Raw genomic sequence first — 25966 nt, 5'->3', positions numbered from 1 at the left:
TATGAAAAATCTTGGGAAGAAGTGATTACAAAGATCTTTTAAAAGGCGATACATTTCAAGAGGAAAAACACCCTAAATTTTATAAAAACACCCGTAAAATAAAAAAGCCCAAAGTTAAAACTTCGGGCTTTTTTCGCACTAATACTACTAAGATGTTAGGTTTATCGTAATCGATCAACAGATTTTACAAGATCTTCATCCTTTTTAATAGCTTTATTAGCTAAAGCCACAAACACGATAGAAACAATAGGAAGAAGCATCCCAATACCTTTCTCAGAAACCGCCGTTTCTCCAGATACAGTTAGTGATTGATACACGAAAAATCCTAGTAAAATAAAGTTTAATATGATGTTAAGTCGCCCCAACATAAATTGAGACTTCCTATTTTTAAACATAATTATAGAAATAACCGATAACAACGCCGAACCTAAAAACAGGCCTAAAAACAGTAAATTATCGGTTGCATAAACTACATCTTCGTTATTTGTAACCCATAAATTGAACACAAAAATTAAGCCTGCCGAAACTCCAGCGGCACATAAAAGATAAATAGTTTGAATGCGTTGTAACATGTATTTTTTTAAAACTTGACCGCAAAAATAACAGAAATTATATTAAAAATTAAAATAAAGTTGTATAATTGCAGTAATAATTCACAACAACCGTAAAAACAAACGGTTAATTCTTCAGAAGAAATAAATAATTCATTCTACAGAATAGCAAATTCTTATAAAATACATATTCATTTATATATCAATGTTTGAAATTTCACAATTAAAAGAAAAAAAACTTACTGAGTTACAAGAAATAGCAAAAAAACTAAGTATTCCAAAGTATCGTTCGTTAAAGAAATTAGATTTAGTATATCAAATCCTTGACCAACAAGCAGCCGATCCTAAAGCTGTAAAAGAAGCTGTTACAACTGAAGTTGAAGCTTCTGAAACTAAAGAAAAACCTACTCCAGAAACAAAAAAGCCTAGGCAACGCATACAAAAACCAGCGAAAAACACTCCACAAAATAAAAGTGAGGATAAGAGCAAGGCGCCACAAAAAAATACTGCTGAAAAGAATACTTCTGATAAAAAACAAAACAATCAGAACGATAATAACCAAAATCAGCAAAAATCAAATCAAAGAAATAATAACAACAACCATCAGCAAAATAAAAATCAGCATAAAAACCAGAAAAATAATGGTAATAACCATGTTGATAAAGGCAATAAAGATAACCGAAACCGTTATCGCGAGCCAGATTTTGAATTTGATGCCATTATTGAAAGCGAAGGTGTTTTAGATATTATGCAAGATGGTTACGGTTTTTTACGTTCATCGGATTATAACTATTTATCATCACCAGACGATATTTATGTATCGCAATCGCAAATTCGATTATTCGGACTTAAAAAAGGTGATACGGTGTTAGGAAATGTACGCCCACCAAAAGAAGGCGAGAAATATTTTCCGCTTATTAAAGTAAACCGTATAAACGGACAAAAGCCAGAAGTGGTTAGAGATCGTGTATCGTTCGAGCATTTAACGCCGCTTTTCCCAAAAGAAAAATTTAATATTGCCGAAAAACAAAGTACCATTTCTACTCGAATTATGGATTTGTTTTCGCCAATAGGTAAAGGGCAACGTGGTATGATTGTATCGCAACCTAAAACAGGTAAAACTATGCTCCTAAAGGATGTTGCTAATGCTATTGCAGCAAACCATCCTGAGGTTTACCAAATGATTTTACTTATTGATGAACGCCCTGAAGAAGTTACCGACATGCAACGTAACGTACGTGGCGAGGTAATTGCTTCAACTTTCGATAAAGAAGCTCATGAACATGTAAAAATTGCCGATATTGTTTTAGAAAAAGCAAAACGCTTAGTAGAGTGTGGTCATGATGTAGTAATTCTTTTAGATTCTATTACGCGTTTAGCCAGAGCTTATAACACCGTGCAACCAGCTTCAGGTAAAATTTTAAGTGGTGGTGTTGATGCCAATGCATTACACAGGCCAAAACGCTTTTTTGGCGCTGCCAGAAATATTGAAAATGGTGGTTCGTTAACCATTATTGCTACGGCACTTACCGAAACTGGCTCTAAAATGGATGAAGTTATTTTTGAAGAATTTAAAGGAACTGGTAACATGGAGCTACAGTTGGATAGAAAAATATCGAACCGTAGAATTTTCCCTGCTATCGATTTAACATCTTCAAGTACACGTCGCGACGATTTATTGTTAGATGACAACACCATACAACGAATGTGGGTAATGCGTAAGTACCTAGCCGATATGAATCCTGTTGAGGCTATGGAATTTATTAACGAACGCGTTAAACAAACGAGAAATAATGAAGAGTTTTTAATTTCCATGAATGGATAATTAAAACAAACGTATTGATATATAAATTAAGCCTTAACTATTTTGTTGAGGCTTTTTTTTGATAAAAGATTATAAAAACTAACGTTTTAAAGTAAAATGACCGTTTGTTGAATAACCAGAACTTGTACTGAAACTAAACCAATAATCGGAATTTGGCAACTGTTTCCCTCGGTAAGTACCATCCCATCCGTTGCTGTTATATGGGTTGAATGAAGCCATTTTTTTTCCATATCGATTAAAAATAACAACTAAAGATTCTTGTTGTACTTTTTTTGAAACACCACTAATATTCCAAGAATCATTTATACCATCATTATTAGGCGTAAAAAATTTTGGAAACTTTAAATTAATTAAAGAATAATTATTATCAATACAATCCATACTTAAAAAAAAGTTGGTTATCTCATAACAGCCCGCTTCATTAACAACTTTTACAAAAATCTCTTTTAAATCTTCATTTAAATAATAAGTACTGTCTAAGGGATTGACATTATTTTCAGCATCAAAGAAACTTGAATAAAAAAACAATTGGTGCTCATCGGTAATTAAAATGACATCATTAGCTATTTCATCCAATTGAAAATATCCTAAATTATTTCGATCAATATAACACTTATCTAGAAATAAAGGGTTGTTGTACGAAGACATAGCAACCAAACTAGGAATACTTATGTTTACAAGGTTAAATTTAAAATAACTTGTACAACCAGAAAGGGTATTTTCTACTGAAACAAAAATTCTCTCAACCAACCTGGTTGATTGATACAAACTAGGTAATGGCATAGAATTTACAACCATTTCAGGGTCAGAAGTAAAATAATTAAACACCAAATTATCGCTAATATTTTTTTGCATTTGAACCGACACCTCATTTAAATTAAACTTGTTTAAACCATCCTTCACCGAATAACACGAAATGAGATCTAGAGGAGGGTTTACATTAGGGTAAGAATAAACATTTAAATTTACTTTAACCAAAGTATAATTGCCAGTTTGATTATTTATTATTTTAACAAATAAGGTTCGTGTATGTGTATCATTAACCGTAAACGATTCTTGCGGCTCTAACTGATTAATATCTTGTTCAGCATCAAAAATAGAATTATATGTAATCAACTTAAAATTTACAGCTTCATGTAATCCAGTGGCTCCAAACCATAAATCGTCTGAAGATGGATTTTCAACTATATCTAAAAAGGAAAAATCGGTCAAATTAATTTCGTACAACTTGGTTGGTGTTACACCATAAAGTTTCCCTAGTTCTGATGCTAGACCATAAGTTTCTGAAGGAATTTGTCCCAAATCTATATGTGAAATGTAATCTCTATTTGCATTAACAGTAACTTCATAAAGCCTATAATTATTTCGGTTTAAGTTCCAATCTACGTACATTTTTTCATTTAAAAGAACAAAATCACCACCAGAGGTTCCAAATTGAAAATCGTGCCATGTGGTACTTGATATTTCATAATTAGGGGAAATTTTAGCTTTTCTAACCTTAGAATCGTTACCAAAACCTAGATATAAATTATCTAAATCATCGAAAGAAAGTGCATTTCCTTGCCAAAACGAATAATTAAAGTAAAATAAATCACAATTATCCTCAACTTTATAAAACGAACCTCCATTTACATAGATTTCTTTTTCAGAATTTATAGCTATATCAAATAAGTTGGTAGTATTAAGTTCGCATTCGGTTTTATTATTGGATTATTAGATGGGTAACTAACGCTAAGCATATTACCTTGAGAAGTACAAATGAGTATTTGTTCTATATACTCGTTTTCGGATACTCCAATATTTTCTAATACATAAGACTGAACCTCGTTTACTGTAAAATGTTTTGCCCCATCGGTAGAGCAAAATACCGCGTTAAGATTAGCATCGTTCAATTTATTTAATACCTTTTTGCTTTGGGCATGACCTATAAACATTTGACCATACAAAAGAAAAAACGTTAAAACAATAGCATTAAAGTTTATCAAGTTTCGTTATTTATTATAATACCAACCATATTATAAATGTAATTTATTTCAATTACCGAGCTCAAAGTTTTCGTTCAATAAACATTTATCAAGTTCAAATGCAATATTTATACAAATAAAAAAGTCCCTCAGAAATGAGGGACTTTTTTATTTACTTAAAACCTTACTCTTATAGAGAAGCTACATGCTTAGCTAAACCAGATTTAAGGTTTGCAGCTTTGTTTGCATGTATAATGTTTTTCTTAGCTAATTTATCTAACATAGAAACCACAGAAGGAAATAAAGCTTCAGCTTCTTTCTTGTCAGTTAACTCACGTAATCTCTTCATAGCATTACGAGTCGTTTTGTGCTGATATTTGTTAATAACACGCTTCGCTTCGTTGCTTCTAATTCTCTTTAATGCTGACTTATGATTTGCCATTTTATTATAACTATTTTTTTCTTTAAAAAATTGTAGCCCGTAGGGGAATCGAACCCCTCTTACCAGGATGAAAACCTGGCGTCCTAGCCGATAGACGAACGGGCCATTAAGCTTGTTTCATTATTTAATGAACTATGCAATTCGTGATTGCGGATGCAAATATACAACTCTTTTTGAATGCTACAACACTTATTTAATTTTTTTTGAAAAAATTTTGAATTAATATGCTTTTGCAAATAAAACCCTACGTTTTGATGGGTTTCCAGAGTACACACAAACCCCTACTTCTTCCTCGTACTCTAAAGGCATGCATCTAATTGTTGCTTTTGTTAACTCTTTAATTTTATCTTCGGTTTCTGCTGTACCATCCCAGTGTGCCGAGATAAAGCCTGTTTTAGTTTCTAGGGTTGTTTTAAAATCTTCAAAAGTATCTACCTTAGTAATGTGCGTATTTCTGAAATCTAAGGCCTTTTTGAATAAAGATTCTTGAATCTCTGTCATTAAACCTTCAACCTTATCTATTAAACCATCTAAAGCAACAACTTCTTTGGTTAAAGTATCTCTGCGTGCAAGTTCTACTGTTCCGTTTTCTAAATCTCTTGCGCCAATTGCAATTCTTAATGGTACACCTTGCAATTCATGTTGTGCAAATTTTGCTCCTGGACGAAGCGTATCTCTGTTATCGTATTTAACTGAAATATTTTTACCTCGTAGATCTTTTATTATACCGTTTACCACTTCAGTAATCGCATCTAATTGCTCCTCGCTTCTATATATTGGCACAATAACCACTTGGTTTGGTGCTAAATTTGGAGGCAATACCAATCCGTTATCATCACTATGCGTCATAATAAGCGCCCCCATTAAACGTGTAGAAACGCCCCAAGAGGTTGCCCAAACATAATCTTGCTTACCTTCTTTATTCGCAAATTTAACGTCGAATGCTTTTGCAAAATTTTGTCCTAAAAAGTGCGATGTCCCTGCTTGTAATGCTTTACCATCTTGCATTAAAGCTTCAATACAATAGGTTTCTTCGGCACCAGCAAAGCGTTCACTTTCTGTTTTTAATCCTTGAATAACAGGAATGGCCATAAAATTTTCAACAAAAGTCGCATAAACATTATTCATTTGTTCTGCTTCTGCAATAGCTTCTGCTTTCGTTTCATGAGCAGTATGCCCTTCTTGCCATAAAAACTCTGCTGTACGTAAAAATAAACGCGTACGCATTTCCCAACGTACTACGTTTGCCCATTGGTTTACCAAAATAGGTAAATCGCGGTAGGATTGAATCCAATTTCTGTACGTATTCCAAATAATAGCTTCACTTGTTGGTCTTACAACTAACTCTTCTTCTAATTTTGCATTTGGATCTACACGTAACTTACCTGGTTTATCCGGATCATTTTGTAATCTATAATGTGTTACAACAGCACATTCCTTTGCGAAACCTTCAGCATTTTTCTCTTCGGCTTCAAATAAACTTTTCGGAACAAATAAAGGAAAATAGGCATTTTGATGTCCTGTTTCTTTAAACATTCTATCTAATTCGGCCTGCATTTTTTCCCAAATCGCATAACCATATGGCTTAATTACCATACATCCTCTAACCGCGGAGTTTTCGGCTAAATCGGCTTTTACAACCAATTCGTTATACCATTTCGAATAATCTTCTGCTCTGGTGGTAAGTTTTTTACTCATATCTATAATTTGGCACAAAAGTTGTGATTATGTTAAATAAAAAAATAGTTCAGCAAAACTAACTATTTTTGTTATGTTCAACAATAAAAAAGAAAGAGTTATGCAATTTACAAACTACATAAAAATGAATCTGTCAAAAATAGGCCTTTTCGGTTTATTATTTGCACTGGTTTCTTGTGGTTCGTACCAATATGTTGGTGGGGACAACGATGGTATTTATGGCAATACAAATACGCACACCCAATATGAAGAAGCTATTGTTGAAGTACCAGAAAACAATAACACCAATAGTAATTACTACGAAAATTACTTTAAAACAAAAGCCATAGAATCGGAAGGTTTATATGCTAATGGTGAAATTTTTACAGATATTGATGCTTATGAAAGTGATAATTTAGTTGAAAATGATAGCATTGCCAACAATTATGAAGGCTATGGTGGCTGGGGACAAACAACCGATAACGTTACCATAAACTATATTGATAATGGTTGGAACAACTGGGGCTGGAATGCTGGTTTTGGTTGGAACAATTGGGGTTGGAACGACTGGAGATACAACCGTTGGGCTTGGAACCCACGCTGGAATTACGGTTGGAATAGCTGGGGCTGGAACAATTGGGGATATGGTTATTATGACCCGTACTTTTATGGTGGCTGGGGCTACAACACTTGGGGCTATGCCTATAACCGCCCATATTATGGAAACAGATATTATACAAATGCATATACAGGTAGAAGAGCTTCGTACAGTGCTACACGAAGAAGTGGCTATTATGCTTCAAACAATGTAAACACTACTAGCCGAAGAAGTGCATCAACTTCTAGAAGCGCAACCTCAAAATACAATAGCACAACTAGAAGAAGCAGTATAAACAGTAACAACGTATCGGCTTCGAGAAATTCCAGTGGTACTTCTACCGTTAGAAGAACCACCAGCAGAACGCCAGTATCAAACTCAACATCACGTTCATCGTCAACAACTCGAAGAAGCACTAGCACTGTAAATCGTACAGGAACAACTTCAAATAGTTCGTATAACCGCCGTTCAACCTCACAACCTTCAAATTCTTCACGAAGTTATACACCAAGTTCAAGCTCTAGATCGTCGTCGAGCTCAAGTATGCGATCATCTGGTAGTTCTAGTAGATCTTCTGGTAGCTCAAGCAGATCATCATCTGGAGGAAGCAGAAGACGCGGTTAAGAATATTAAAAATTGAAAAACATTATATGAAAAAGTTAAGTTTACTAGCCATAGCTATGCTCTCTATGGCTTTTAGTTATGCCCAAGAAATATCAGACGCCCTACGTTACTCGCAAAGCGAAATTCAAGGAAGCGCACGTTTTAGAGCTTTAAGCGGTGCTTTTGGTGCCTTAGGCGGCGATTTAAGTGCTGTTAGCATAAACCCAGCTAGTTCGGCTGTTTTTAACCAAAGCTATATTTCGTTTACACTGTCTAATTTAGACACAAAAAATAACACCAGTTATTTTGGAAACACTGTAAAAACAAACAACTCTACTTTCGATGTTAATCAAGGTGGTGCCGCTTTTGTTTTTACAACTAGAAATAATTCACCTTGGAAAAAATTGGCGCTATCTATTGCTTACGATAAAACCAATGATTTTAATGAAAACTGGAATGCTATAGGTTTAAATACTAATGATGATGGAGAGTTCAGCAATTCTATTGCTAGTTTTTTTTATGATTATGCCAATGGAGTAAGACTAGCAGATATTAGACAGTATGATCAATTAATAGAAAATGACTATAAAGAAATAGGTGACATTTTAGGTTATGGAACTCAACAAGCTTTTTTAGGATATCAAGCTGGTATTTTAGATGCCGATGATGAAAATAATGATGAAAACACATTCTATACTGCAAATGTAGGTTTAGGTAACTTTTTTCACGATTATTTATATACTGCTTCTGGTTACAACGGTAAAATTTCATTCAATTTCGCTACACAATACGAAGACAACTTATATTTAGGCATTAACCTTAACTCGCATTTTATTAATTATGATAAAACCACATCATTACTTGAAGACAATTCAAACGGTGGTAGTATAACAGAAATAGATTTCGACAACACCTTATCAACCCAAGGAAATGGCTTTTCGTTCCAAATTGGAGGTATCTATAAAATTACCCCAGAGCTACGTATTGGTGTAACTTACGATTCCCCCACTTGGTTTACAATAGATGAAGAAACTACGCAATATGTTAACTCTAACAATCCACGAGAAGCAGATATTATTTTTATCTCTGATATTATTAACGTTTACCCACGTTACAAACTCAAAACACCATCAAAAGTTTCGGGTAGTTTAGCCTACATTTTTGGAAATCGTGGTTTAATTAGTTTCGATTACTCAAATAAAGATTACAGCAAAATGGAGTTTGGACCAACAGATGATGCTTTCTATCAGAGCCAAAACGAGGTTATTACCAACACCTATACCAGCGCTTCAACTTACAGATTTGGTGGCGAGTTACGACATAAACAATTTAGTTTTAGAGGTGGTTACCGCTTTGAAGAAAGCCCATATGAAGACGGCGAAACCGTTGGCGATTTAGAAGGGTTTTCACTAGGTCTTGGTATTAGTTTTGGTAACACTAAGCTCGATTTAACTTACGACCAAGCACAGCGTTCATACTTAACACCACTTTACAATGTAGGTTTAATTGACACCGCTTCAATTGATAGAAAAAACTCTAATTTAACTTTATCATTGGCCTTTAATCTTTAGAAAAAAACACATCAAGTAATATCTAAGCCTGAATTCGTTTAAATTCAGGCTTTTTTATTCAAAAAATAACATAAAAAACATTTATAATATTATTAAAATAATTGTTTGTTAAGAATAAATTGAAAAAAACGGAAATGTTTATCTTTGCAGACTAAAATTACACCTGATGAAAATTGACAATAACATTGACGAACATGATGCCTTAGGAGAAGACCACATTGGAACTTCATCAAACACCCCGCTTCGGTTAGATGCTTTTAAGCTATCCAACGAAGAAAAAATTGAAATTATAAAGGACGATGTGCGCCATATTATGGAAACGCTTGGACTAGATTTAACCGACGATAGCCTTAGTGGCACACCAAACCGTGTCGCAAAAATGTTTGTTAAAGAAATTTTTGGAGGCCTAGACCCTAAAAAAAAGCCTAGTGCTTCAACTTTTGACAACAAGTATAAATATGGCGAAATGTTAGTTGAAAAAAACATCACCTTATACTCTACTTGCGAGCATCATTTATTGCCAATTGTTGGTAGAGCTCATATTGCGTACATTTCAAACGGAAACGTTGTTGGTTTATCTAAAATGAATCGCATTGTTGATTATTTCGCTAAGCGTCCGCAAGTACAAGAGCGCTTAACCATTCAAATTGTAAAAGAATTACAAGAAGTTTTAAACACTCAAGATGTGGCTTGTGTTATTGATGCAAAACATTTATGTGTTAATTCTCGTGGTATTCGCGATATAGAAAGTAGTACCGTAACTTCAGAATTTGGCGGAAAATTTAAAGATAAAACCGTGCGTCGAGAGTTTTTAGACTATATTCAATTAGACACTAAATTTTAAAAGTTGGTGTGTTGATGCTAATTTGATTATTTATAATAACTAATAAATACCCATTATAAAAACATCAACAAATCCATAACTTAACAACCCAACATCCTAACAACATACATAAAATGCAACTTTACCAGCATCAGCAAATAAAAATATATAATTCTCTTACTGGAGAAAAGGAAGTTTTTAAACCTATAAACGAAGGTTATGTAGGCATGTATGTTTGTGGACCAACGGTTTATAGCAATGTGCATTTAGGCAATGTGCGCACGTTTATGTCGTTTGATGTTATTTTTCGTTACCTAAAACATTTAGGTTACAAAGTACGTTATGTGCGTAACATTACCGATGCCGGCCACTTAGAAAACGATGCCGATGTTGGTGAAGATAAAATAACAAAAAAAGCACGTTTAGAACAAATTGAACCTATGGAAGTAGTGCAACGCTATACCGTAGATTTTCATAATATTTTAAACACCTTAAACTTTTTACCACCAAGTATTGAGCCTACAGCCACGGGCCATATTATTGAGCAAATTGAATTAATTAGTAAAATTATTGAAAACGGATTTGCCTACGAAGTAAACGGCTCGGTATATTTTGATGTACACAAGTTTAACGAAACTAGCGAATACGGTAAATTAAGTAAGCGAAAATTAGAAGACTTAATTCACAACACACGTACGCTTGATGGCCAAAGTGATAAAAAGAATCCGCAAGATTTTGCCCTTTGGAAGAAAGCCGAACCACAACACATTATGCGTTGGCCTTCGCCATGGGGCGATGGTTTCCCGGGTTGGCATCTTGAATGTACCGCAATGAGTACCAAATATTTAGGAGAAACATTCGATATTCATGGTGGTGGTATGGATTTAAAATTCCCGCATCATGAGTGTGAAATTGCGCAGAATGAAGCGGCTATTGGCAAATCGCCAGTAAACTACTGGATGCACGCCAATATGCTTGAGCTTAACGGGCAACGTATGTCGAAAAGTACGGGCAATACCATAAATCCGCATGAATTATTATCTGGCAATAACGACAAAATGAGTAAAGCCTACTCACCTAGCGTTATTCGATTTTTTATGGCGCAATCGTCGTACCGAAGTGTTTTAGATTTAACCGATGAAGGCTTAAAAGCCAGCGAAAAAGGCTATAACCGTTTAATGGAAGCTTTATCGTTGTTACCAAAATTAACCGCTTCAGCAAGCTCAACAATTAATATTGACACATGGCTTCAAAAATGTTATGATGCCATGAACGACGATTTTAACACTCCTATTTTAATCGCTAATTTATTTGAAGCAGCAAAGTATATTAATCAGGTAAACGAAGGTAGCCAATCCTTAACCGAAACCGATTTAAACACTTTAAAAACAAGTGTAAATGCTTTTGTTTTCGATGTTTTAGGATTATTAAAAGAAAGCGAAACCAACTCGGGTACCGATAAACTTTCGGCTGCTGTTGATGTGTTAATTAATTTACGTCAAGAAGCTAGAGCCAATAAAGATTTTGCATTATCGGATAAAATTCGAGATGAGTTAGCATCAGCAGGTATTCAATTAAAAGATGGAAAAGACGGCACAACCTTTTCGGTGAATTAGAGCTTTACTTATTATCTTGAACAGGTTTCTGTATCGCACAAACTAAAAATAATGAAAACCTGAAACAAGTTCTGGTTTACAAATCATGAAAAAACTACTTATTGCACCATTTTTATTTTTAATAAAGGTTTATCAAATGTTTTTGTCACCTTTACTACCTGCAACCTGTAGATTTCAACCAACTTGTTCTCATTACGCAAAAAAAGCATTAACAAAACACGGCTTATTTAAAGGTGGTTGGCTCGCCCTAAAACGCATTGGTAAATGCCATCCTTGGGGTGATTCGGGTTACGACCCTGTACCTTAAAAATTCTATTTTCATCAATATTTCTTCTAAATTTTATTTTTTCCTTAAAGTTTCAATCATATAAATAACTGATTGTTAAGTATTTTTTGTATTTTTATAACATCTCCCACAATATAATTCCCCTCAATTCTACGTAATAGTTTTAGGTTTAGGCCTAAAAATCAATTTTAATTCTAATAAAGCAGGTTCTGTTCCTTAATGTTTCAAATTGTATTTGTAACAAGATTAGGCTATAGTTAATTGATGGTTTTTGTGTGATTTGATGGTTTTAAGTACGTGTTTTTAGAATTAAAACGAATAGAGATATTCTTTTTCATTTTAAAAATATATACCATGACCAAAACAGCTAAAGTAAAAGGACATAAAATTGAAGTTGACAATATTGACTTTAAAATTCCCGAAACACTTCAACAAAATTTTAAGCTAAAAAGTTACATTGAAGTTTCTACAACACGGTCTGAAAACAAGGAACAAACCGTTGAATTAGAAGAAAACGACTTAATTGCTCTTCAATTTTCTGATAATACCGAATGGATTGGGCATCCAGAAGATGTTCAAGATATTTACGACAAAAAAACTCAAAGTCAGCGGGCTTTAGCCGAAGAAGACTATATTTTTAATATCCACATCACTTCCGAAAATAATCGCGGTTTCATTAATCGTGCTATCGTTAAAGTTTTTAGTGTATTTACTCCAGATAAAGTTAACAAGCTAAAAGAAAAGACCTTGTTGGCCTTGGCTGAGGCTTACGATAAAAAAATTCAACCAAAAATTGGGCTATTTCAATTAGATAAAAATTTCAATAAAATAAAGTTTAACCAAAAAGAAGTTGATACTAAAACACATTTATTATTTATTCACGGCACTTTATCTACAACCTTTGATGCCTTTCAAAAACTAAACAGTAACAATGGCGCATGGCAAAATTTGGTTGAGCTTTATGGCGATAGAATTTGGGCTTTAGAGCATCATACCCTTTCTGTAAGTCCGTTGCAAAATGCCTTAGATTTTTTAAACGACTGTCCCAAAAACTGCACTATCGATATTATAAGTCATTCCCGAGGCGGCTTGGTAGCAGATATTTTAGCAAAATGCGATTATCGTAATCAGGTTACCGGTTTTCACGACAGCGAAATTGCCATTTTAAAAACTCCTGAAGAAAAGACTAATAGGGAATTAATGGCCGAAATTAACAGACTAGCCAAAACCAAAAAACTAAAAGTAAACAAAGTAGTTAGAGTTGCTGCCCCCGCATCGGGTACTACAATTTTATCAAGACGCACAGACCATTATTTCAACCTAATTTTAAACGCAGCATCTATGGCTTTTGGTATTACAAATCCGTTTTACCACAGCCTAAAAGCCTTCCTATTAGATATTATTAGTCACAAAGATAACCCCGAAGTTTTACCTGGTTTAAATAGTATGATGCCCGAATCATTATTTCAAAAAATGATGAATATTTCGGCAACAACTGTAGAAAGCGAACTGTATACTATTGCAGGCGATTCCGATATTTCTGGTTTAAACTTACACTCCTTAAAAGTAATTTTAGCGAATTTATTTTATCAAGGCGCCAACGATTTGGTTGTAGATACTAACCGTATGATGCACGGTGTAACACGCACAAACGGCATGTACAAATTTTTAGCAAAAGGTGGTAACACCAGCCATTTCAACTACTTTTCGGCCAACAATTCCAGCAATGCTGTTATAGACGCCTTAAAAGCAAGCAGCGATAATCCGTCGTCATTATTTACTAAAAGTTTGTACACACAAGGAAACCGCGGTGTGTTACTCAATACTTTTTCTATGGATGGTGTTTCCTATAAAGTTAAAGATATTACCAAAGATGTTGTTATTGTAATTCCTGGAATTATGGGATCGTCGTTATCTCAAAACAATGAGCACCAATGGGTTAATATGAAAAAAATATTTGATGGTGGCATTGTTGATAATTTAAAAATTAATAAACCTAAAGTTAAAGCTAATGGAGTTATTAAAGACTTTTACAACGATTTTGCCGAACATTTACAAAACGAATACGACGTTATAACCTTTGAATTCGATTGGCGAAAATCGTTAACTGAAGCCGCAAAAAATCTAAAAAAAGAACTTGAGGAAGTTTTAAAAACTAAAAATATAAAAACGCATATTGTGGCGCATTCCATGGGTGGTTTAGTGGTACGCCAATTAATAATGGATTTTCCCGAGGTTTGGGGAAATTTTAAACTAAATACCTTCAATAAATTTGTAATGCTTGGTACGCCATGGTTGGGCTCGTACCTTATTATGGAAGTACTAACTGGCCATAGTCGCAGAGTAAAACAACTGGCCGCCATCGATATAAAAAACGACCGTGCCGATTTACTTAAAATTTTCTGGAAATACCCAGGTGTTTTCGAACTTTTACCCATCGAGGAAAGTGAAAACCGTCCGTTTTGGGATCCAAAATTTTGGAAAAACTTAAATGACATTACCGATTTAAAACACATGCCCAATCCCGACGATTTTAAAGAAGAATTAGCCCATTTTAAAGCCTATCGCGAAAAAATTATAGCATTCACTAATAATTTACAACCCAAAGATTTAAATAATGTTTATTACGTTTGCGGGCTTGCCAAAGAAACTGTTTTCGATTATAAATTTAAAAACCGCTTCTTATCGAAAAACAAAAAATTAGTTTACGAAGCAACCTCACATGGCGATGGTAGTGTAACTTGGGAAACTGGAATACCAAAACAACTTCTTAATTCTCAAAAAATCTTTTACAGCCATACATCTCATGGCGATTTAGCAAACGAAACTTATATTTTTAAAGGTGTTTCCGAAATTTTAAACACTGGTAGCACTAACCTATTAAGTAACGATCGTTCTGGAATGCGCAGTGGTGAAATAATAACCGAAGTTTATGAAACTCCAGAACCAATTTACAACGAAGCCGCAGTATTAAGCGGAATTTTCGACATTAAAAAAGAAGTTGAACCAGAAGTAGATAGTTTTAACGTTCGTGTTGTACATGCCGATTTAAAAGTGGCCTTCTACCCCGTTATGGTTGGGCATTTCTTTATGGATTTAATTTTAAGCTCGGAAAAAGCACTTGACAAATATCTTGATGATCGCCTTTCACAACGTATGAATATTGGCTATTATCCTGGAAAAATTGGCGAAAGCGAAGTATTCTTCAATTTAAAAACACAACCAAAGGGCGCCATAGTTTGTGGTTTAGGTAATGCCGATACCGTTACACCATTCCTACTCTCAAAATCGGTTAAGCAAGCTGTTTTAAAATACGCTATGTTTATGCGCGACAATTATACGTTACCTGAAGCAAAAGAATATGCCACTGGAATTTCGTTTGTTTTAATGGCCATTGGTTACGGTAAATTGCCTGTGGAAGACTCTGTAAAAGGAATTTTACTTGGTGTTGCGAAAGCTAATAAACAAATTAAGGAAACTGGCGAAGGCTTAAAACAAATTAAAGATATTGAGTTTATAAATTATTACGAATCAGTATCTAGTGAAGCCTATTTAAGTTTATACCGATTACAGGAATCAGACAATCGGGTGGCCTTCAATTTACAACCCAATATTGTAAGGCGTGCTGGTGCCAAAAAACGCAATCAGTTTAGAAACAACGACTACAATTGGTGGTACAATTTACACATCGGCAGTATTATAGATACAACAAAATCTTCAAAAATAAATGGGTTTAAATATTTCTCATCAAATAAATTGGCCCGTGTAGACGAAGAAAAAATAGGCATAAAACTATCTAAAATTTTATATCTGTTAGAAGAAATGTCTACCACTTATGTTTGGGACGAGCGCTTATCGAAAACCTTATTCGAAATGCTCATTCCAAACGATTTTAAAAACATTTTTAGAGATCAAAATAACGTTATTTTAAAACTCGATAAATACGCAGCGCAAATACCTTGGGAATTGTTGTTCGACAGCACCACTACCGACAAACCAGCTTCGGTAAATACTGGGTTTATTAGACAATTAATCACTCAAGATGGTAGCCCAAACACGCCCGTTTCGTTAAACAACCATGATGTTTTTGTAGTTGGCGACCCTATTTATAACACACCTGGATTATTACCATTACCTGCCGCTAAAGAAGAAGCTATTTGGGTAATTTACAAGTTTAAAAAAGAAGCTTATCGCGTAAACCCATTAATAAATTCCAACGCAAAACATATTATGATGGAGCTATTTAGCAAGCCCTATAAAATCATGCATTTTGCTGGACATGGCGTGTATAACCCTGAAGACGAAAATGTTGGTATTGCTATTGGTAACGGACTTTGCATCGATCCGGCTGTAATAAACCAAATTGGCTATGTTCCAGAATTTATTTTTATAAACTGTTGTTTTTCGGGTGTTTTAGATGCCGAAGATGATAGTTATAGCAAAAACCGATTTAAACTAGCCGCAAATATTGGCACACAACTTATTGAAATGGGCGTAAAAGCCATAATTATTACGGGTTGGCCCGTTGATGATGCTGCCGCAAGAACTTTTGCCGAAACCTTTTACAAAAAAATGTTTGAAGGTTACAACTTTGGCGATGCGGTACAAAAAGCGCGAATGGCTTGCCATAACAACCATTCTGGATCGAATACTTGGGGCGCATATCAATGCTATGGCAATCAATACTATAAATTTAGAAACAGTAGCAAATCGAAAAAAAATAATCAAAAGTACATTATTGCCTCACAGGCTTACACCGATTTAGATAATTTACTCATTGCCGTTCGCGATAAAAATGTAACCAACGATGCCGCTATTGACAAACTAAACGATATTTTAGATAAAACTCAAGAATCTAACTTAATTGATGCCACTGTTTTAGAAAAAGAAGCCTTAATTTATGATGAATTAGGACATTCCGATCTTGCTTACGAAAAATATAAAGAGCTTTTTGTTTTCGATAATGGCAACTTCTCCATTAAAGCCTTAGAGCAATATTGTTTGGTACAATCGGTTATTCTTAAAAATAAAATAGTCGATTTAAATCTTAAAAAAGGGGATAGTAAAATATCGGCGTATATAAATGAATATATTTCAGAAATAAAATTATTAACCTTAGCCGGAAGAAATACCACGAGGCTAAATATTGTAGCCAACGCTTACAAACAAACTGCGCCTTATTTTGATAAGACGGAGGAACTACAGCATTTGTTTGAAGCTTATAAACTTTATGAGCAAGCATTAAATATTTCGAAAGACAAATACGATGGCAAATACCTCGATGCCTTTTCAAATATGGTGTTTATTGCCTATTGTTTAGAGCATCGTAAAGGCACAAACACCTTTAAAGATGCCTTAATAAACAGCCAATTATTTCCTGAAAACTCCGATTTTGAAACCTTAAAAACCGAATTCACTTTAATGGATTTACTAAGCCAAAACCGAGCGTTTAGTAAAATTGCCAGTTTAGATAAATTCCTTGAAGAATACTACCAACGTTTAGACGATTTTGATAAAGCTGATGTTGATATTTCGGTACTGTTTGGAATGACCGAAATTAGTTATGCGCGCCTGATGCTTTCAAACAATAATAAAGCACAACTCGACCAAATTATACTAAAATGGTATAAAGAAATTTTTAATCTACTATACAGTCCAAGATATATAAAAGTTGAAATTGAACAAATAAATTTCCTTTTAAACTACACTAAGAGCGAACAAGTTAAGGCGAGTTTAGAGTTTATTTTAGAAGAATTAAATAAGAAAATTAAATAACACGCCATGGCCACATTATACTTAGGAAGCTGCGATGCGGGCAAACGCCCCTCGAGTAGAGAAACTTACTTAAAACCATACCATATGGATGGCATTTTAGTTGGTAAAGTATCGTTTCGCGACGACGACCGTACCAAATGGCGATCGTTTAGAACAGTAGATGGCAACCCGGTTTTAGAATTGCAACAATTTTTGTTTGATGCAGGTTTTATGCCTCGCAACGATTTTAATGGAGTTTTTGGTTATGTAACGCAGGCTGCAGTACGACTATTTCAAGAATATGTTCGCACCATTGAACATGTTAGCGATATGGTACCCGATGGCATTGTAGGTTCGGGAACTATGGAACATATAAATAGATGGAAAACCAATGGAATTACATCGGTTTGGGGCAATTTTAAAAATAATCCAACGCCAGAGTATACCCGTTGGATAAATTTATTAAACAAAGCGAAACAACATTATTCGGCAAATCCTGGACCTATTTTAAGTGAATTAAACACGCTTAACAACACCTATGCTACTTTAAAACCACAAGATTGGGATTTTAGCCCAGATAAAATCCATTTAATTGGCGTCCGTAGAAATCAAACTACAAGTACAACACGACGCAACAATGATGATGTTTTCTTTTTATTAATAAACGGTATGGTTTTTACATTTTGGGGCTCAACAGACCCAAGTGTTAACATGGCGCAACGAAACGATGAAGCCTTTTTAATTGAAGGACAACACAGGTATAGATTTGGTTGGCACAAAATAACAAACGAAAGTAAAATTTATCGTGCTTTAAAACCAGAAAATCCCAAGGGCGTAATGATACTTCGCGATTGGGACAACGATAATTCACTAACCAATAACGATTTAAAAGTAACCGATAGCCAAGGTCGGTTAAAAGGGCTTCAAGTAAACCCAGGCATAAACATACATTGGACAGGTGTAGGTAGCTCCAATTTTTCGGCCGGATGCCAAGTAATTGCTGGAAAAAGCTATATAAACCATAACAACGATTTGCAAGACTGCTCCAGTTTCGCATCAACAAGCTACGGCGGTTTAACCAATTCAAAAAAACAAACTAAAGGCGCCTACAATGTATTTACCGATTTGGTGCTTTGTTACGCACCACCGCAAGTTACAACGCTATATTACACGCTAGGTCGTGAGGAATCACTCGATTTATCTTCGGAGTTTGGAAGCGATTATGCTTCAAAAATTTTCGCGAAGCTTCAATCGGTTTAAAACCATAAAAAACCAAACCCCATGAAAAATTCAATTAAAATCTTCACATTAATTATCATCAGTTTATTGCTTAGTTCGTGCTATTCAGTACGTTTAAGAAGTATAAATGGTGCTTATCAACCCGACCCGTTATTATCGCGCGATGATTATTATCGGGGTATGGAAGTTGTAGAACTCGATACCGTTATTAAAATTGATGTAGTATCAAAAGACTTCACCTATTTAATAAAAGAAACCGAGGCTTGCAAATCGGGAAAACTACATACCGTAGAATTTAAAAACACCTTTGGCGGTTCCCTTTTAAGTGTATTTTCATTTGGAAAAAAACGCAAGCTTAAAGTTAAATACGTATGCATGAAACCTACAAATTAATATTATGGCAACAACAAAAACTCACCATTTAAAACACTGGGACACCTTACATAATAACGGGCCTTTCAAATTAAAAAAACTTTACATTACCGAGTTAGAAGGCGATGGTATAATCCCCAAAAAAATAGATAGATATAACGATGCGGTTGTAGAAATTCAGCGTTTAATTAAGGAAACTTTTAATGCCAACCAAGGCTTTCGTGCTTACGGTTCGGCATGGTCTTTAAATCACATTGCGCATCATAAAGATTGTATGCATTACAATGGCTTTATGAATATTCATATGCCTATACAACCCGAAAATTTACATAGTGACACCACATTTAAAGCCGAAAACCTATTCCTTTTTCAATGTGGCACAACCATAAAACGAATTTCTGAGGTGCTATCATCTCACGGAAAATCACTAAAAACATCGGGTGCTAGTAACGGGCAAACTATTGCTGGTTGTATATCAACGGGGGTTCATGGTTCGGCTTTTCAAGTAGGTTCTGTGCAAGATTATGTAGTTGGTTTGCATTTAATTACTGGGCCAAATATTGAAGACAACGTTTATATTGAACCCGAAAGTAAAGCAGGATTAAATGATGCGTTTGCACAATCAATTTCAAAAAAAATAATTCGAGACGATGCCATGTTTTATGCCGCTTTGGTTGGTTTAGGTAGCTTCGGATTTATTCATGGCGTTGTTATTGAAGCCGAACCCCGATTTTTACTAAATCGCTACGTTAGGAAAATAGACAAAAATGTTGCATTACAACTTGCCGATACATTAGACTTTAAAAATTCACCTTTTAAAATCCCCGAAGAAACCACACCCGACGGATTTGGCAAAACACCATACCATTACAAAGTATTTATAAATCAATACAGCGATGAACCAGAATATGTGGTAGAACTTATGTATAAAAACGCGTATAAAAACGATTATAAAGATCCGTTTCCCATAATTAAACAATCGTTATACATGGATTTGATTCATTTATTTACAAAAATGGCCGAAAACTGGCCAAAGAGTATTCCGTGGTTAATAAAACGGTTGGAAAAATCTATTTTACCAAAAGTTGATGAGGATTTAACAGGTACCTTACCCGAAATATTTTGGGATGCGCCATACCAAGGTGGTGCTTTTGCTTGTTCGGTAGGCATTGATTATACCGACTCATCAAAAGCATTAAAACTATTATGCGATTTAACCACCAAAGAAGGGCCAATACCTGGTATTTTTGCAATGCGATTTGTAAAACAAACCAAAGCGACCTTAGGTTTTACAAAGTTCCCGGTTACTTGCATGCTCGAAATTGATGGTGTTCTCTGGAAAAAAACACGAAAAATAATGAGTTTTGAAGCGTACTGCACCCGAATTATTGAAGTTTTAAAACAAAACAACATCAAATTTACACAACACTGGGGAAAAGGCAGTAATTGGGCATATAACGGACTGGTAAACTACATGTACGGAAATGACACGGTAAATAATTGGAAAGCCCAACGAAAAAAACTACTAAGCCCAGAAATGCTTCACTTTTTTGCTAACGACTTTTTATATGAAACAAAATTAGCCGCAGATGAACCTGTTATCCATCCTATAAATCCCCAAAATGAGGATTTAATAACTTAAAAATATTTCTATTTTAGAGGTTTTAAATTGTAAGTTTATTTTAATTCAACTAACAAATCAACATAAAAACTAGAATCATGTCAGACAAATCTAATTTCCCGTATAAAACCCTTATTTGGGCGCTCGTTGCATTAATTGCATTATTTTTATTTAAAAGTCAGTTTGAAAATGCCCTAACAAACGCCACCGAAATAAACATTTTAGGCGTAGTTATAAAAACAAACGACGAAAATGCACTGCGTCTTCGAGACTCATTAGTACACTATAAAAAAGAAGTAGACCAAACAGTAACGGACTTATCTGCTCAACTATCGTTACAAGAAAAAAGTTTAAATCAATTAATAATAAACAACAAAGATTTAAAAGACAAATTAAAAACTTGCAATATTGAAGTAAACCAACCGAGTACTTTAATTGGTACCGATATTTTTAAAATGCTGAAAAAAAATAGCGAATTAAAAAACCAAATCGATGCTATAAAAAAGGTAGAGATTATGGCGTTTAAAAAGTAAATTTTTACTTTTTAAAATTTACCCCTTTACATCCAAAGCATCACGAAGAGCATTACCAATAAGCATAAAGGCCATTACTAAACTCATTATGCACAATCCTGGAATTACGGCTAAATAAGGTTTACCAAGGATAATGTAGTTGTAATGATCTTTAATCATGGCGCCCCAACTAGACATAGGCGGTTGTGCTCCAATACCCAAAAAGCTTAGGCCGCTTTCAATTAAAATAGCTGAAGCAAAATTAGCCGCCGAAATTACAATTACTGGCGCCATAATATTAGGTAGTATGTGCTTCGTGATAATTCTATAATGATTGTAACCTAAAGCCTTCGCAGCAGTTACATATTGCATTTCTTTAACCGAAATTATTTGTCCGCGTACCACGCGAGCCACTTCTACCCACATAGTTAATCCCACAGCAATAAAAACCTGCCAAAAGCCTTTTCCTAAAGCTAAGGTAATTGCAATTACCAAAAGTAATGTTGGTATAGACCATGTTACATTTATTATCCACATAATTGCGGAATCAATTTTACCTCCAAAATACCCCGCCAAACTTCCCATAAAAATGCCTATTACTAGTGAGATAAAAACAGCAACAAAACCAATAAAAAATGAAATTCTTGCGCCAACAAGTACTCTACTTAATAAATCTCTACCATATTTATCGGTTCCTAAAACAAAGGTTTTTTCACTTATAAATTCTTCAGCTTTATTATTTGAAAATACGTTTAAATTGAGTGTTTTTTCTGTTCCTAATAAACCATCGGAAGTGTATTCGGTGTAAACTAAATTATTATTTTCAATGCTATATTTTAAAATAGGTACTTCGGTATTGGCGTTTATTTTTCCAAAAAACAACTTATCAAACACATTTTGTTCCACTTTTAATTCTGATGGAATGGTAAGCATTTGCACGGTAAACCCAGGCTTTTTAGAGTGGATAGCCAAATGCATTTGGTTAGCATATTGTGAATTATCGGGAGCTAAAGCATAAGCAAACACCGAAACTAAACCAACAATAATGATATAAATGAAGCAAAAAACGCCCCAAAAGTTCCTTTTAAACTTTTGGAGCGCTAATTGTTTTAATGAGTTTGATGGTTCTGCCATAAAAACTTACTCTTTTACAGCTGAAGCTACCTTTTTAATTGGATATGCCGTTTTTAAATCTTCTAACACGTTTAATGCTTCTTCAATATAAACATCTTTAGTTAAGCTTTTATGCCAGCGTTCGCGTTTTTCTTTTAAATCTGTTGAATCGGTTTCAAACAACGATTTTTCGTAGGTTGTTGAATAAAACTTTAAATTTGAAGTATAATCATCAATCGCATCAAACTGCTTCGATTCGGCTTCATTTTCTTCATTTTGCTTCACATACTCATCGTAATTTAAAGACACTACGGTTTCATCAATTTTATTTTTTACCCATTTCGCATTTTCATCAATAAGCTTAATTTGCTCGTTATTACTCATGCGCGCTTTACTTTTTGCAACAGTAGTATCGTAATCGAAATAATGATCCCAAGGTGTATAAATAGCTGGATCAATTTCATCCCAAGGTAATGGGTTATCTTTATCTTTTTCACCTACATTTATATAACTAAAACGTCCTGGAACAGTAACATCGCTTTTTACACCTTCTAACTGAACCGAACCACCATTAATACGGTAATATTTTTGAGTTGTTAAGGCTAAGGCTCCTAAATCGCCAGCATTATTATTACGCAACATATTATTTAAATTCATAACATTTTGCACCGTTCCTTTTCCGTAGGTTTGTTTACTACCAATAATAATAGCGCGTTTATAATCTTGCATTGCTGCCGACATAATTTCGGAAGCTGATGCCGAAATTTCGTTTACCAAAATAACTAAAGGCCCATCCCAAGAAATAGATTTATCTCTATCTTTAAGTACTTCTTTAGCCTCACCAGTAGAACGCACTTGTACAATAGGGCCATCTTTTATAAACAAACCTGCCATATCGACCACCGTTGGTAACGACCCACCACCATTGTTTCGTAAATCGAGCACTAAACCTTCCATTCCTTCGGCTTTTAAATGCTCTATTTCAGCTTTAACATCTTTTGCCGCATTAATATTTTTATAATCTTGAAAATCGACGTAAAATGCGGGTAAATTAATTACTCCAAACTTTTTACCATCTTTTTCTACCACCGATGCTTTTGCATAAGTATCTAATATCTCAACAATATCACGGGTAATTGTAATGTCTTTAATGGTTCCATCAACTTTTTTAACTGTTAGGGTCACCTTGGTGCCTTTTGGCCCTTTAATATAATTTATAGCATCGTTAATACGCATACCAACAATATCTACAGGTGTTTCTTCGTCTTCTTGTTTTACTTTTAAAATAACATCTTCAACTTCAAGTTCTTCGCCTTTCCATGCAGGTCCACCAGAAATTAATTCTACTACTTTAATATAATCCATACGTTTTTGTAAACGCGCCCCAATACCTTCTAATTTTCCCGACATACGTTGGTCGAAATCTTCTTTGTTTTTAGGAGCTAAATAATAAGTATGCGGATCGAATTCTTCAACAATGGTGTTTACATAAATAGCAAACCAATCTTCGCGTGTTTGATCATCTATGTAATCTTCAAAAATAATATTGAGTGATTTTAGAGTAGCTTCTCTAGCTTCTTTTTCAATTTCGGCATCGGTTTTCATGGTATACGATGCATCTTTTTCCTTTTTCTGCTTTTCTTCTGTTTTAATATCTACATAATTTGAAATAGAAGAAAACTTTAATTGCTTTCTCCAACGATCGTACATTTCCTTTTTATTTTTTGGAAAACCTACTTTTTCGGTATCCGTATCATATGATTCCTTAATGGAATAATCAAAAGGTTCTGCTAAAACCGACTTATAAATCTCTTTTGCCTCCGCAATGCGTTGCAAAGTACGCTGATTAACAACGTTGAAAAATGTAATATCCGTAGCTTTAAGTTGATCATCGATAGTTAACTTAAATTTCTCAAATTCATTGATATCCGATTGATAAAAATAACGTTTAAACGGATCGGTAACGGCGATATAATCTTCGAAAAAATCTTCCGAAAATTCATCATCAAACTGAATAGGATCGAAATGTCCTTGCTCTAAAACAAAAGTTATAATTTGTATTAATAATTTGTCTTTGTCTGGGTTATCAAATTTTTTGGTAGTGAAGCTGCAAGATGCAAATGCCAATAGCAACACCAAAAGCATTGCTTTATAATTCCTTTTCATAATTTTTCTCATCTATTTAATTTAATTGCTCTAAAAAGCACGACATTATTTTTACTAAAATAGTAGAAAAAAGTGTGCCACAATAAACAAATGCTACTAATTTTTTGTTAAACGCCTTAATTTGGCTGTTTGATACGTAATTTATGTATTTTAGCACATAGAAATTAAAAGCAAGATATGGCAGAAAAACCTTTAATTTTAGTAACCAATGATGATGGCATAAACGCCCCAGGAATTCGCACCTTAATTGAGGTAATGAACCAACTTGGCGACGTTGTTGTAGTTGCTCCGGATAGCCCACAAAGTGGCATGGGGCATGCTATTACACTGTACTCTACACTGTTTGCCGATCCTGTAAAAATTGACAACGGCCCGCAAACTGAATATAGCTGTTCTGGTACACCTGCCGATTGTGTAAAAATTGCCATAAGAGAAATTTTAAACCGAACGCCCGACCTGTGTGTTTCGGGTATTAATCATGGCTCTAACGCTTCTATTAATGTGATTTATTCTGGTACCATGAGTGCTGCTATTGAGGCTGGTATTGAAGGGATTCCAGCTATTGGTTTTTCACTATTAGATTATGGTCACGATGCTAATTTTGAGCCTTCGAAACCTTATGTAAAAACTATTGCAGAACATGTTTTAAAGCATGGTTTACCCGAAGGTATTGTACTTAATGTGAATATTCCTAACCTTAACAAAGAAGCTATTAAAGGCATTAAAGTGTCTCGACAAGCGCGTGCTAATTGGGTAGAAGAATTCGATAAACGCCAAACACCTCAAGGAAAAGATTACTACTGGCTAACAGGAAAATTTGTAAATTTAGATGGCGGTGAAGATACCGATGAATGGGCGCTAGAAAACCACTACGTTTCTATTGTTCCCACACAATTCGATTTAACAGCTCACCACTTTATAAACGACATAAAAAACTGGAATTTAAATGATTAAAAAAGACGTTTTTATAGGCATTATAGTTGGCTTAATTGCAAACGCCATTGGCTTATTTTTAGCTGCAACACTTTTAGGTGGTGGCGACGATTTTACAACGGTAATTAAAGCTGCAATTAGTGAAGGCTTTTTAGGAAAACTTATAAGTTTAGGAGCCATTTTAAACCTTATTGCCTTTTTTGTTTTTATAAGAAAACGACAAGATTACAGAGCGCGAGGCGTACTTTTAATAACCGTAATTTTGGCCGTATTTACTTTTGTTTTTAAATTATTTTAGTA

Annotated in this window: 20 protein-coding genes and 1 tRNA gene; 13 read left to right on the top strand and 8 right to left on the bottom strand. The window is 34.4% G+C overall.

Going from position 1 to position 25966, the window contains the following annotated elements; translation table 11 throughout:
* Positions 1-161: 161 nt before the first annotated feature.
* A complete protein-coding gene (locus PK35_RS15045) occupies positions 162-572 on the bottom strand; it encodes a DUF4293 domain-containing protein (RefSeq protein WP_044627396.1) in 411 nt (136 codons plus the stop codon).
* 184 nt (positions 573-756) lie between these two features.
* Here PK35_RS15045 and rho point away from each other — a divergent pair, with 184 nt between their 5' ends.
* Positions 757-2376 carry a transcription termination factor Rho gene (gene rho, locus PK35_RS15040; RefSeq protein ID WP_044627395.1) on the top strand — a complete coding sequence of 540 codons (1620 nt, stop codon included), beginning with the start codon at positions 757-759 and terminating at the stop codon, positions 2374-2376.
* Between the two features lie 78 nt (positions 2377-2454).
* Here rho and PK35_RS15035 read toward each other — a convergent pair whose 3' ends face one another.
* The 5 genes from PK35_RS15035 to proS all read right to left on the bottom strand — a co-directional run bounded on the left by PK35_RS15035 (position 2455) and on the right by proS (position 6480).
* Positions 2455-3768: a T9SS type B sorting domain-containing protein gene (locus PK35_RS15035; RefSeq protein ID WP_044627394.1), complete on the bottom strand. Its 1314-nt coding sequence runs from the start codon at positions 3766-3768 to the stop codon at positions 2455-2457.
* Between the two features lie 266 nt (positions 3769-4034).
* The gene (locus PK35_RS15030) at positions 4035-4361 is read right to left on the bottom strand and encodes a hypothetical protein (RefSeq protein ID WP_044627393.1); all 327 of its coding nucleotides are present in this window, start codon (positions 4359-4361) and stop codon (positions 4035-4037) included.
* Positions 4362-4530: 169 nt separating this feature from the next.
* Positions 4531-4782: a 30S ribosomal protein S20 gene (gene rpsT / locus PK35_RS15025; protein ID WP_044627443.1), complete on the bottom strand. Its 252-nt coding sequence runs from the start codon at positions 4780-4782 to the stop codon at positions 4531-4533.
* 33 nt (positions 4783-4815) lie between these two features.
* Positions 4816-4887, bottom strand: a tRNA-Glu gene (locus PK35_RS15020).
* A 114-nt stretch (positions 4888-5001) separates the two neighbouring features.
* The gene (gene proS, locus PK35_RS15015; protein WP_044627392.1) at positions 5002-6480 is read right to left on the bottom strand and encodes a proline--tRNA ligase; all 1479 of its coding nucleotides are present in this window, start codon (positions 6478-6480) and stop codon (positions 5002-5004) included.
* Positions 6481-6580: 100 nt separating this feature from the next.
* Here proS and PK35_RS17215 point away from each other — a divergent pair, with 100 nt between their 5' ends.
* The 10 genes from PK35_RS17215 to PK35_RS14960 all read left to right on the top strand — a co-directional run bounded on the left by PK35_RS17215 (position 6581) and on the right by PK35_RS14960 (position 21475).
* Positions 6581-7681, top strand: a complete 1101-nt coding sequence (locus PK35_RS17215) for a hypothetical protein (protein WP_131474421.1) — start codon at positions 6581-6583, stop codon at positions 7679-7681.
* A gap of 26 nt (positions 7682-7707) precedes the next feature.
* Entirely contained in the window at positions 7708-9231 is a 1524-nt protein-coding gene (locus tag PK35_RS15000; RefSeq protein ID WP_044627389.1) for an OmpP1/FadL family transporter, read from the top strand.
* Between the two features lie 166 nt (positions 9232-9397).
* Positions 9398-10075, top strand: coding sequence for a GTP cyclohydrolase I FolE (gene folE, locus PK35_RS14995; protein WP_044627388.1), 678 nt, complete (start codon positions 9398-9400; stop codon positions 10073-10075).
* 113 nt (positions 10076-10188) lie between these two features.
* On the top strand, positions 10189-11670 hold the full coding sequence (gene cysS, locus PK35_RS14990; RefSeq protein WP_044627387.1) for a cysteine--tRNA ligase: 1482 nt from the start codon (positions 10189-10191) through the stop codon (positions 11668-11670).
* Between the two features lie 85 nt (positions 11671-11755).
* On the top strand, positions 11756-11977 hold the full coding sequence (gene yidD / locus PK35_RS14985; protein ID WP_044627386.1) for a membrane protein insertion efficiency factor YidD: 222 nt from the start codon (positions 11756-11758) through the stop codon (positions 11975-11977).
* 333 nt (positions 11978-12310) lie between these two features.
* Positions 12311-17731 carry a CHAT domain-containing protein gene (locus PK35_RS14980; RefSeq protein ID WP_044627385.1) on the top strand — a complete coding sequence of 1807 codons (5421 nt, stop codon included), beginning with the start codon at positions 12311-12313 and terminating at the stop codon, positions 17729-17731.
* A 6-nt stretch (positions 17732-17737) separates the two neighbouring features.
* Positions 17738-18970 (top strand): peptidoglycan-binding domain-containing protein, encoded by a 1233-nt coding sequence (locus PK35_RS14975; protein WP_044627384.1) that lies wholly within the window; start codon positions 17738-17740, stop codon positions 18968-18970.
* 21 nt (positions 18971-18991) lie between these two features.
* Entirely contained in the window at positions 18992-19342 is a 351-nt protein-coding gene (locus PK35_RS14970; RefSeq protein ID WP_044627383.1) for a hypothetical protein, read from the top strand.
* Positions 19343-19346: 4 nt separating this feature from the next.
* Complete coding sequence (locus tag PK35_RS14965; protein WP_044627382.1) at positions 19347-20963, top strand: FAD-binding protein; 1617 nt, start codon at positions 19347-19349, stop codon at positions 20961-20963.
* 77 nt (positions 20964-21040) lie between these two features.
* On the top strand, positions 21041-21475 hold the full coding sequence (locus tag PK35_RS14960) for a hypothetical protein (protein ID WP_044627381.1): 435 nt from the start codon (positions 21041-21043) through the stop codon (positions 21473-21475).
* Positions 21476-21493: 18 nt separating this feature from the next.
* On the opposite strand, the gene PK35_RS14955 is transcribed toward PK35_RS14960, so the two are convergent.
* Positions 21494-22588 carry an ABC transporter permease gene (locus PK35_RS14955; protein ID WP_044627380.1) on the bottom strand — a complete coding sequence of 365 codons (1095 nt, stop codon included), beginning with the start codon at positions 22586-22588 and terminating at the stop codon, positions 21494-21496.
* 6 nt (positions 22589-22594) lie between these two features.
* Positions 22595-24733 (bottom strand): carboxy terminal-processing peptidase, encoded by a 2139-nt coding sequence (locus PK35_RS14950; protein WP_044627442.1) that lies wholly within the window; start codon positions 24731-24733, stop codon positions 22595-22597.
* 177 nt (positions 24734-24910) lie between these two features.
* Between PK35_RS14950 and surE the strand changes: the two genes are divergently transcribed.
* Positions 24911-25687 carry a 5'/3'-nucleotidase SurE gene (gene surE, locus PK35_RS14945; RefSeq protein WP_044627379.1) on the top strand — a complete coding sequence of 259 codons (777 nt, stop codon included), beginning with the start codon at positions 24911-24913 and terminating at the stop codon, positions 25685-25687.
* Positions 25680-25964 (top strand): hypothetical protein, encoded by a 285-nt coding sequence (locus PK35_RS14940; RefSeq protein ID WP_044627378.1) that lies wholly within the window; start codon positions 25680-25682, stop codon positions 25962-25964. Before surE ends, PK35_RS14940 begins: the two co-directional genes overlap by 8 nt.
* The last annotated feature ends 2 nt before the right edge of the window (positions 25965-25966 follow it).

The sequence above is a fragment of the Neotamlana nanhaiensis genome (assembly GCF_000943555.1).
GTDB classification, from domain to species: domain Bacteria; phylum Bacteroidota; class Bacteroidia; order Flavobacteriales; family Flavobacteriaceae; genus Neotamlana; species Neotamlana nanhaiensis.
The sequence above is the reverse complement of the archived record's forward strand: the minus strand, read 5'-3'. Positions and strand labels throughout refer to the sequence as shown.

Bases quoted from the DNA above. Each gene is read 5' to 3' on its own strand.
- PK35_RS15045 (WP_044627396.1), bottom strand. From the start codon at position 572: ATGTTACAACGCATTCAAACTATTTATCTTTTATGTGCCGCTGGAGTT.
- rho (WP_044627395.1), top strand. From the start codon at position 757: ATGTTTGAAATTTCACAATTAAAAGAAAAAAAACTTACTGAGTTACAA.
- PK35_RS15035 (WP_044627394.1), bottom strand. From the start codon at position 3,768: ATGTACGTAGATTGGAACTTAAACCGAAATAATTATAGGCTTTATGAA.
- rpsT (WP_044627443.1), bottom strand. From the start codon at position 4,782: ATGGCAAATCATAAGTCAGCATTAAAGAGAATTAGAAGCAACGAAGCG.
- proS (WP_044627392.1), bottom strand. From the start codon at position 6,480: ATGAGTAAAAAACTTACCACCAGAGCAGAAGATTATTCGAAATGGTAT.
- PK35_RS17215 (WP_131474421.1), top strand. From the start codon at position 6,581: ATGCAATTTACAAACTACATAAAAATGAATCTGTCAAAAATAGGCCTT.
- PK35_RS15000 (WP_044627389.1), top strand. From the start codon at position 7,708: ATGAAAAAGTTAAGTTTACTAGCCATAGCTATGCTCTCTATGGCTTTT.
- folE (WP_044627388.1), top strand. From the start codon at position 9,398: ATGAAAATTGACAATAACATTGACGAACATGATGCCTTAGGAGAAGAC.
- cysS (WP_044627387.1), top strand. From the start codon at position 10,189: ATGCAACTTTACCAGCATCAGCAAATAAAAATATATAATTCTCTTACT.
- yidD (WP_044627386.1), top strand. From the start codon at position 11,756: ATGAAAAAACTACTTATTGCACCATTTTTATTTTTAATAAAGGTTTAT.
- PK35_RS14980 (WP_044627385.1), top strand. From the start codon at position 12,311: ATGACCAAAACAGCTAAAGTAAAAGGACATAAAATTGAAGTTGACAAT.
- PK35_RS14975 (WP_044627384.1), top strand. From the start codon at position 17,738: ATGGCCACATTATACTTAGGAAGCTGCGATGCGGGCAAACGCCCCTCG.
- PK35_RS14970 (WP_044627383.1), top strand. From the start codon at position 18,992: ATGAAAAATTCAATTAAAATCTTCACATTAATTATCATCAGTTTATTG.
- PK35_RS14965 (WP_044627382.1), top strand. From the start codon at position 19,347: ATGGCAACAACAAAAACTCACCATTTAAAACACTGGGACACCTTACAT.
- PK35_RS14960 (WP_044627381.1), top strand. From the start codon at position 21,041: ATGTCAGACAAATCTAATTTCCCGTATAAAACCCTTATTTGGGCGCTC.
- PK35_RS14955 (WP_044627380.1), bottom strand. From the start codon at position 22,588: ATGGCAGAACCATCAAACTCATTAAAACAATTAGCGCTCCAAAAGTTT.
- PK35_RS14950 (WP_044627442.1), bottom strand. From the start codon at position 24,733: ATGAAAAGGAATTATAAAGCAATGCTTTTGGTGTTGCTATTGGCATTT.
- surE (WP_044627379.1), top strand. From the start codon at position 24,911: ATGGCAGAAAAACCTTTAATTTTAGTAACCAATGATGATGGCATAAAC.
- PK35_RS14940 (WP_044627378.1), top strand. From the start codon at position 25,680: ATGATTAAAAAAGACGTTTTTATAGGCATTATAGTTGGCTTAATTGCA.